Annotated in this window: 8 protein-coding genes; 2 read left to right on the forward strand and 6 right to left on the reverse strand. The window is 64.2% G+C overall.

Annotated features, from left to right (window positions below):
* Positions 1 to 7: 7 nt before the first annotated feature.
* From GNZ12_RS05125 to GNZ12_RS05145, 5 genes are all read right to left on the reverse strand, one after another.
* A complete protein-coding gene (locus tag GNZ12_RS05125; RefSeq protein ID WP_172309328.1) occupies positions 8 to 775 on the reverse strand; it encodes an AraC family transcriptional regulator in 768 nt (255 codons plus the stop codon).
* Positions 776 to 996: 221 nt separating this feature from the next.
* Positions 997 to 2,277 (reverse strand): FAD-dependent oxidoreductase, encoded by a 1,281-nt coding sequence (locus GNZ12_RS05130; RefSeq protein WP_172309329.1) that lies wholly within the window; start codon positions 2,275 to 2,277, stop codon positions 997 to 999.
* Positions 2,274 to 2,549, reverse strand: a complete 276-nt coding sequence (locus tag GNZ12_RS05135; RefSeq protein WP_172309330.1) for a 2Fe-2S iron-sulfur cluster-binding protein — start codon at positions 2,547 to 2,549, stop codon at positions 2,274 to 2,276. Before GNZ12_RS05135 ends, GNZ12_RS05130 begins: the two co-directional genes overlap by 4 nt.
* Entirely contained in the window at positions 2,542 to 3,669 is a 1,128-nt protein-coding gene (locus tag GNZ12_RS05140; protein WP_172309343.1) for an NAD(P)/FAD-dependent oxidoreductase, read from the reverse strand. The genes GNZ12_RS05135 and GNZ12_RS05140 overlap by 8 nt, the downstream gene beginning before the upstream one ends.
* The gene (locus GNZ12_RS05145; protein WP_172309331.1) at positions 3,666 to 4,622 is read right to left on the reverse strand and encodes a 4-hydroxyproline epimerase; all 957 of its coding nucleotides are present in this window, start codon (positions 4,620 to 4,622) and stop codon (positions 3,666 to 3,668) included. Before GNZ12_RS05145 ends, GNZ12_RS05140 begins: the two co-directional genes overlap by 4 nt.
* Positions 4,623 to 4,969: 347 nt before the next feature.
* On the opposite strand from GNZ12_RS05145, the gene GNZ12_RS05150 reads away from it, so the two are divergent.
* Positions 4,970 to 5,875, forward strand: a complete 906-nt coding sequence (locus GNZ12_RS05150) for a dihydrodipicolinate synthase family protein (protein WP_172309332.1) — start codon at positions 4,970 to 4,972, stop codon at positions 5,873 to 5,875.
* Positions 5,876 to 5,979: 104 nt separating this feature from the next.
* Here the strand turns inward: GNZ12_RS05150 and GNZ12_RS05155 are convergent, their stop codons facing one another.
* The gene (locus tag GNZ12_RS05155; protein WP_172309344.1) at positions 5,980 to 6,699 is read right to left on the reverse strand and encodes a response regulator transcription factor; all 720 of its coding nucleotides are present in this window, start codon (positions 6,697 to 6,699) and stop codon (positions 5,980 to 5,982) included.
* Between the two features lie 408 nt (positions 6,700 to 7,107).
* Here GNZ12_RS05155 and GNZ12_RS05160 point away from each other — a divergent pair, with 408 nt between their 5' ends.
* Positions 7,108 to 8,409 carry an MFS transporter gene (locus GNZ12_RS05160; protein WP_172309333.1) on the forward strand — a complete coding sequence of 434 codons (1,302 nt, stop codon included), beginning with the start codon at positions 7,108 to 7,110 and terminating at the stop codon, positions 8,407 to 8,409.
* The last annotated feature ends 396 nt before the right edge of the window (positions 8,410 to 8,805 follow it).

Consider the following 8,805-nt stretch of genomic DNA (forward strand, 5'->3'; position numbering starts at 1 on the left):
TGGCAGATCAGCTTCGCGCGGTTCCGTGCAGCAGCATCCGGTACTCGGTCGGCGTGACGCCGACGGTCGCCTTGAATTGGCGCGTAAAGGCGCTGTGGTCGGTGTAGCCGCAGAGCGCGGCGACGTCGGTGACCTTGTCGTGCGAGACCAGCAGCGCGGTGGCGGCGTCCAGTCGCGTTTTCAGCAACACCTGGCGCGGCGTCAAATGAAACACTTTGTGAAAGTAGCGCTCCAGTTGCGCCACCGACATATCCGCCATCGTAGCAAGCTGTTTCAGATTTAACGGCTGCACGTAATTTTCCTGGATGGACTGCACCACCGCCGCCAGCCGGCTGTAAGCGGGATGACTGCTTTCGTCCGCTTTCAGGTCGCGGGAGATGCCGGCGAGGCCGACCACCTTGCCCGCCGGATCGCGCAACGGCTGCTTGCAGGTCAGGCACCAACCCGGCTGGCGGCCGGGATACAGGTGCAACTCCAGTTGATCGATCATCTGGCTGCCGATATTGATGATCGCTTCATCCTGTGCGGTGTAGATGCGGCCGAAACGGCGCGGGAAGACGTCCTCGGCGGTCTTGCCGAGCAACGCGGCCTTTTCCTTGAAACCGCAGCGCGAGGCCAGCGTCCGATTGACCAGCACATAGCGGGCGTGCTCGTCCTTGACGAAGAACACGACGTCAGGCATCGCGTCGAACACAGGCTCGAGCAGCGTGAAATGCGACAGCATGCCGGACAGCGTTGCGTCGTCCGGTTCGAGCGGATGAGCCAGCGTGTTCATCGTGCGGGTTCCGTGGTCGGTGCAGTTATTGGTGCGGTTACCGGTACATCTGTCGGTACATTGGCTGAAGCATTCGCGGGTTCGCTTGCCGGCGTGTGCCAGTGCATTCAACCATGCGTTCGCCGATGCACTCGTTCGTACAATTGGACGGTTGGCGTGTGCGGTCGATTATAGGGCCGCGTCGCCACCGATAATATCCAGCAAGCGTCAGGAGACCGGTGTCATTCGGCCAGCGGCTGCTCCGCACTTGCCGCCATCAACGTGCCGACTTGCGCAGGACTGAACGGCGGGCGCGGCGTTGCGGCTTGCCAGCCGAAATACAATCCAGCCGCGGCACCGCAGATTCGTCCCTGGCATGCGCCCATTCCGCAGCGGGTATGCAGCTTCGCCTCGCGCCAATCCGGATAGGCACGCACCTCGCCGATGCTGACGTCTTCGCACCGGCAGAGCAGCGTGGCGTCGCCGGGTGGCGTGCGCGCGGCGGCTTGCAGGGCAAACGCCGCTTCGACGCGCGTGCCGAAACGCTGCCAGCGGGCTCGTTGCGCACGCAGTGCGGTGCGGCTGGCGAGGGCGCCGCTTGCCGAAAGGCCCGCGAGCTCGCCTTCCACACCCACCAGCTCCGCGCCGCCGACGCCCGTGCATTCGCCTGCCGCCAGTACGCCGTCGATCGACGTCCGCTGCTCACCGTCGACGACGATCTCGCCTGCTTCATTGATCGCACAGCCGAGCGCTTGCGCGAGCGTGATATTCGGCACGAGTCCATAGCCGCAGGCGATGCGGTCACAGTCAAGCGTCAAGTCCCGATGACCGCGCTGGATCGTTACGCGCTCGACGCGGCCTTCACCCTCCGCTTGCCGCACGATGCTGCCGGTCCAGTAGCGCAGTCCCGCGAAGCCACGCGTCATGGCAACGGCTTGCCGCAATTTCGCGGGCTCGCTCAACAACGAGACGCCGAAGCGGGCGACCTTGAGCGCAGACGCCTGTTCCACCACCGCCGCGACCCGCGCCCCAGCAGCACGCGCGGTAGCGAGCGCGGCGATCAGCAAAGGGCCGCTGCCTGCGATCACGATCCGTTCGCCGCGCACCGGCATGCCGCCTTTGATGAGTGCCTGAAGCGCGCCTGCACCGGTCACGCCGGGCAGCGTCCAGCCGGCGAATGGCAATAGCCGCTCGCGCGCGCCGGTCGCGAGGATCAACCGATCGTAGCTGATGGACACGCCACCCTGCTCAGCCGACTCAAGCAGCAAACCGCGCGGACCCAGAGGCGCGATCACGCGAGTCGACGGCAAAAGGGTGACGTTGTTGTGCATCTTCAAGGCGGCGAGCAACCCGTGCAGCGGCGCTTGCGGCGGATGGCCCGGACCTTGCCGCCAGATTTGACCACCGGCGCGCGGATTGTCGTCGAGCAGCGCGACCGTGGCGCCCTCGCGCGCCGCTGCCTGCGCGGCGTTCAACCCGGCGGGACCGGCGCCCACCACGACGATATCGAAGTGCTGCTTCATCGCGTGCCCGTGGTGGTAGGGGTGCAAACCACCTGCCCTTCGCGGCAAAGCGTCTGGCACGCTAGCGCATACATCCGGCCGTCGATCGTGACGCGGCACTCCTGGCACACGCCCATCCCGCACAGTGCCGCGCGCGGTTGGCCGCTAACCGAAGTCCGCGTGCCGCGCACACCTGCAACGACAAGCGCCGCAGCCACGGTCGTACCCGCTTCGACCGCAATGCTTCTACCGTCGATCGTCAAGCGGACGCACGCTGCATCAGCGTTAGTCATAGGCCACCTCCTGCGCAAAACGGCCCGGCAGGTACGGCTCGACAGGAATCGGCGCGACGTTCCCCATGATTTGCGCGGCGAGCAACTTTGCAGTTGCCAGCGAGGTCGTCACGCCAAGGCCTTCGTGTCCGACAGCGAGCCACACGCCAGGCGCAAAATCGCCGGCCGGACCGATCAACGGCAAACCATCAGGCGATGCCGCGCGAAAGCCGGTCCACGCGCGGATGCCATTGAGTGTCGGCAGGACCGGCAGATAGTGTGCGGCACGCTGCAGCATCTGAGCGAGTACCGGCATGTCGACGGCGGCATCGGTTGTGTCGAACTGGCGCGACGAGCCGATCAGCAACTGGCCTGTAGGCCGCGGCTGCGCATTGAATGCCACCGAGGTGCCGGCCGCGTGATGCGCGCTCTTGATATAGCCGAGTTCGAGCAGTTGATGGCGAATGAGTTCGGGGTAGCGGTCGGTGATCAGCAGATGCCCCTTCTTCGGCTGCAACGGCAGCGACCGCAGCAGTTGCTGAGCACCCAGACCATTGGCAACGATCACATGTGCCGCGCTAATGCGCTCACCGTCGGCCAGTGTCACACCGTCAGCGCTGACTGCGGCAACCCGTGCGCCGAGCCGCACACGGATATTCTCGACTCCTGAGGATTGCGTCAGAAGCCACTCGGCGACGGTGGGCGCATACACGATGCTGTCGTGCTCGATCCGCAAGCCGCCCGCCATCGATGCCGCGAGCGCCGGTTCGCACGCCCGCAACGCAGCCGCGTCGAGCAGTTGGCCGCAGACGCCCTGTGCTTCGAACGCGGCATGCATGGCTTTGGCGGCTTGCCATTCCTCGTCGTCGGCTGCGACCCATAGCGTGCCGCAGCGCGCGAACGCGTCGCGTAGGCGCAACTGCGGCGCGAGCGCCAGCCACAAATCGCGCGAATAGCGGCTCAACGTGAATTCCGCGGGTGAGTCGTTCATCACGACAATATGGCCCATGCCCGCCGCCGTCGCGCCGCCGCCGATGCCGTGTGCGTCGAGTACCTCGACGCACAAGCCGAGCGCGGCCAACTCCGCCGCGCAAGCCGCGCCGACAATGCCCGCGCCGACAATCAACGCATCCGCTGTCATGCCGTGCGGATACCCCACGCGAACGGATCGCGCTCGTCGAAACACAAACGCCCTTCGGCCATGATGTGCGCGTGGCCGGTGATGGTCGGAATCACCGAAACACCGTCGGCGGCGTCACGATAGCTCGCCTCGAAGACGCTGCCGATGATGCTCTCCTGCCGCCACACCGCGCCAACGGCCAGCTTGCCGTCGGCGGCGAGGCAGGCGATTTTCGCGCTCGTGCCGGTGCCGCACGGCGAGCGGTCATACGCGTTGCCGGGACAGAGGACGAAGCTGCGGCTGTCGATACCGTCGCGCGAGCCGGGTCCAAACAGTTCGATGTGGTCGATCAGGGCGCCGTCCGCGCCGGTGATGCGCTGCGCGATCAGCGCATCGCGGATTGCGCCACTGAACGCGGTCAGCTCGGCGATACGCGCAGCCTCCAGCGTGCGCCCGTGGTCGGCGACGAGAAAGAACCAGTTGCCGCCCCAGCCAATGTCGCCACTCAACCTGCCGTAGCCCGGCACGTCCACCTGCACGCCTTGCCGGTAACGATAAGCCGGCACGTTGCGCACGGCCACACTGCCGTCCTCGTTGAGGGTCGCTTCGACGATGCCGACCGGCGTCTCAATCCGGTGACGCCCAGGCCCGATCCGTCCCAAGTGCGCGAGCGAGACGACGAGACCGATCGTGCCGTGCCCACACATGCCGAGATAGCCGACGTTGTTGAAGAAGATCACGCCGGCCGCGCACGCGGGGTCGTCCGGTTCGCACAGCAGCGCGCCGACCACCACATCCGAGCCGCGCGGCTCGGTGACGATGCCCGCGCGCCAGTCGTCGAAATGGGTGCGAAACACGTCGAGACGCTGCGCCAGCGTGCCGCCGCCCAACTCCGGGCCACCCGACACCACGAGGCGGGTCGGTTCACCGCCGGTGTGCGAGTCGATGATGTCTAGGGTTTTCATGATGCACATGGTAGGAAGACCAGGCGTCGAAGTCTTGGTGTGCTTAAGCGCCGATTGTGACGATTTCAGCATAGTGCTTCTGCCAGTCCGCACACGTCTCAATCTTTGGAAACGGGCGAAACCCACACTTGAACGGCGTACGGCGGCCGGACTCAAGAGCACGTGTAATGCCCTGTCCATAAGACTTTGACACACTGTGCGTCCTATCCCGAAATAACCGGCCTGCCCGATCATGTTTGGCTTGCAGGCACAGCCACTATGCTGAAATCGTCATCTGCCACGCGTGAATCACGCAAGACGGCGGCGTTTTCCCTGCTTACACTGCGCTTGAACTCAACACACTCAGGAGAGCAGTCGTGGCGCATATCTGGGAAGGCGTATGGCCCGCAGTGACCACCAAGTTTCACGCGGATTTCAGCATAGATCGCGAATGGACCGGCAAGAATATCGAAGCTCAGATCGACGCGGGCGTGGACGGCATCATCGTGTGCGGATCGCTAGGCGAAGCGTCGACACTCTCGCTGGACGAGAAGCTGCAAGTGCTCGACATCGCCGTCGAGGCCGCGCGTGGCCGCGTGCCGGTTCTGCTGACGATCGCCGAGAACAGCACGCTCGACGCCTGCCGCCAGGCCGAAGCCGGCAGCCGGCACGGCGCAGCCGGTTTCATGGTGCTGCCCGGGCTGCGCTATCTGTCCGACCGGCGTGAGACGCTGCATCACTTTCGCAGCGTCGCCGATGCAAGCGCGCTGCCGCTGATGATCTATAACAATCCGCTGGCCTATGGCGTCGACATGACGCCCGAGATGTTCGCGGAAATCGCCGACGAAAAGAAGATCGTCGCGATCAAGGAATCATGCGGCGATGTGCGGCGCGTGACCGATCTGATCAACGTGGTCGGCGACCGCTTCGCGATCCTGTGCGGCGTCGACAACCTGGCGATGGAAGCGATCTTGATGGGCGCGCATGGCTGGGTGGCCGGTCTCGTATGCGCGTTTCCGCGCGAGACGGTCGTGATTTACAAGTTGCTGAAGGCCGGCCGTCTTGAAGAAGCCCGAGCGATCTATCGCTGGTTCGCGCCCCTGCTCGCGCTCGACGTGTCGTCGAAGCTGGTGCAAAACATCAAGCTTGTCGAGACGATCGTTGGGCTTGGCACGGAGCCAGTGCGGCCGCCGCGTCTGCCGTTGGCCGGAGATGAACGCAAGGCGGTGGAAGCGTTGATCCGCCGGGCGATTGAAGCCCGGCCGGTATTGCCGCAGCTTTAAGTTACCTCGATGAACCCGGGCCCGCTTTCAGCCGCGAGCCGGAAGCGGGGGCAGGCCGGCGCATACGGCCCGCAACACCCGCCGTTCCATCTGCCGGCGCCAGTTCAGGCCGCCTTCTTCTCACTGACGGCTTCGCCTTGCCGCAGATGCAGCAGCCGGTAGCCACTCTTGTAAACGGGTTGCAACCGGAAATCGTTTTGCGGCTCGATCTCGAGCAGCAAACGCAGGCGCGACACATGGCTGTCGATTGTGCGGGTGAACTCGCGGAACTCACGGCCCCACACCATCGCGAAGATATGGTCGCGCGACATCACGCGGCCGATATTGGAAAAGAACAGCGACGCCAGCCGGTATTGCGTACCCGATAGCGGGACCGGCTGGCCGCGCAGCATGACGAGCTGGCGATGCGTGTCGAAATGGTACGGGCCGACGTCAAAGCTTGCTGCGTTGAAACGGTCCGGATAGGCACGGCGCAGCAACGCCGCCACGCGCTCGCGGAACTCGCCCGGCCGCAATGGCAGCCCGACATAGTCGTCCGCCCCGCTGGCAAAGGCGCGCACCACGCTGTCCTCCGACGTCTCCGTCGAAGCGAACAGGACCGGCAAGCGGTCGCCGCCGACCGCGCGCACCGACCGCAGGACTTCGTCGCCGGACAGGCGCGTGCCTTGCCAGTCCAATACCAGCATGTCCACGGTGGAACGGGCGAGCGCTTTCGACATGGCCAGACCGTCGTCATAGGCCATACAGGTATGGCTGGCGCTCATGAGGATCTTTTCGATCGACTGACGCAAGACCGGGTCACGCTGAAGGATGGCAATACGCATGGGATGACTCTTAACTGATAGCTCGGACGCGATTCTCAGAGGGACGCCCACGCCATCCCATAGGAGCATTCCTAATTTGCGCACCAATCGCCTAGTTCCGACAGCGCTGCACAGCATTCTTACACCCTACCGCTGCGGCTCGCACGACGCGCAGCCCTTGTGGTCCCGCCAGCCGTCGAAAAGGCAGGTCTCGGGGAACTTTTCCCAATCTAATTAAGCACTTCCCGAAGCGAACGGCTTTCATCCTGTAAAATCGCCGCCCTGGTCCCAGTCGTCATCGCGCTTGCCCTACCCGGGCGGCGCGCCGGTGTCCCGTGCTCTACCCAGCGCTTCCCACACTTCCCGCCCGACGACCGCCGTATTTCCACGCGCTACGTGTGGTTTCCAATTCAAGACAAGACACAAGCAATGCAAGCGACAAATCTGGGTGGAGCGCAGGCTGTCACCCCACGCCCTCTTGGGCGAAGCGATTACAAGACGCTCGGCCTCGCCGCGCTCGGCGGGGCGCTGGAGTTTTACGACTTCATCATCTTCGTATTCTTTGCGCCGGCGATCGGCCAGTTGTTCTTCCCCGCCGCGATGCCGGACTGGCTGCGTCAGGTGCAAACCTTCGGCATCTTCGCGGCAGGCTATCTGGCACGGCCGCTCGGCGGCATCATCATGGCGCATTTCGGTGACCTGTTCGGCCGCAAGCGCATGTTCACGCTGAGCGTGCTGCTGATGTCGGTGCCGACGCTGATGATGGGCCTGCTGCCCACCTACGCCAGCATCGGCGTGATGGCGCCGGTATTGCTGCTGGTGTTCCGCGTGATGCAAGGCGCAGCGGTCGGCGGCGAAGTGCCGGGCGCATGGGTGTTCGTGTCCGAACACGTGCCGCAGCGGCACATCGGCTATGCGTGCGGCACGCTGACGGCCGGCCTCACGGCGGGCATCCTGCTCGGCTCGCTGATCGCATCGGCGGTGAACCGCAACTTCGCGCCGGCGGAAATCTCCGCGTACGCATGGCGCATTCCGTTCCTGGTGGGCGGCGTGTTCGGCATGTTCTCGGTTTATCTGCGCCGCTGGCTGCATGAGACGCCCGTGTTCGCCGAGCTCAAGCAACGTAAGGCGATCGCCGCGGAAGTGCCGCTCAAGGCCGTGCTGCGCGACCATGGCCGTGCCGTGATCGTGTCCATGCTGCTCACGTGGATGCTGTCGGCCGCGATTGTCGTGGTGATTCTGATGACGCCGACGCTGCTGCAAAAGCAGTTTCATATCGCGCCGGCCACCGCGTTGCTGGCGAACTGCGTGGCGACGCTGTGCCTGACGATCGGCTGCGTGATGGCAGGTTCGATCGCCGGCCGGATCGGCGCGGGGCGCACGATTTTCATCGGCGGCCTCGCGCTGGCGGTGACGTACTACGTAATGTTCCAGCAACTCGCCGTCGATACTTCGGTGCTGGTGCCGCTGTATGCCGTGGCCGGTCTTTTCGTCGGCGTGATCGGCGCGATTCCGTTCGTGCTGGTCAAGTCGTTCCCGCCGGTCGTGCGGTTCTCGGGCATCTCGTTCTCATATAACGTCGCTTACGCGGTGTTCGGCGGCCTCACACCGATCGCCGTTTCGCTGATGATGAAGTCGAACCCGATGGCCGCGCCGCTGTATGTCGGCGCGATCTGCATTCTCGGGGCATTGACTACGCCGTTTATCAAAGACGCACCGCAACCGCGCTAATCGAGTTGTTTCGCCACGGCGCACCACGCGGTGCACCGTGGTTTGCATCGGCTCCACGCCCCGCCTTTCCGGCAGTTCCGGCGACATCGACACTTCACGTCGGACCGAAACATCGTGCGCCGCACCGGCCCTACGATGTATTCCATTGGTGACGCTCAATCGAAACCTGATCCGGTCAAAACAAATCTGATTTGGCCATTTTCGACAAATAAAACTGTTCCTCGGACGTGTCGACGCGGTATGGACCGCCGACAAATAAATCTGTCCCGGTAACTTCTCAATAACCTGGGGCGAGCGTCGGCGTACTGCTCAAGCAGGCAGAACGATGCGTTGTTCGAGGAGGTGAGGCAGGAGGGGAATCTGATCGGTGCATGAGATGCGGTCGCTCAGGTAGTC

This window comes from Paraburkholderia solitsugae, from assembly GCF_013177695.1.
Classification (GTDB): Bacteria; Pseudomonadota; Gammaproteobacteria; order Burkholderiales; family Burkholderiaceae; genus Paraburkholderia; species Paraburkholderia solitsugae.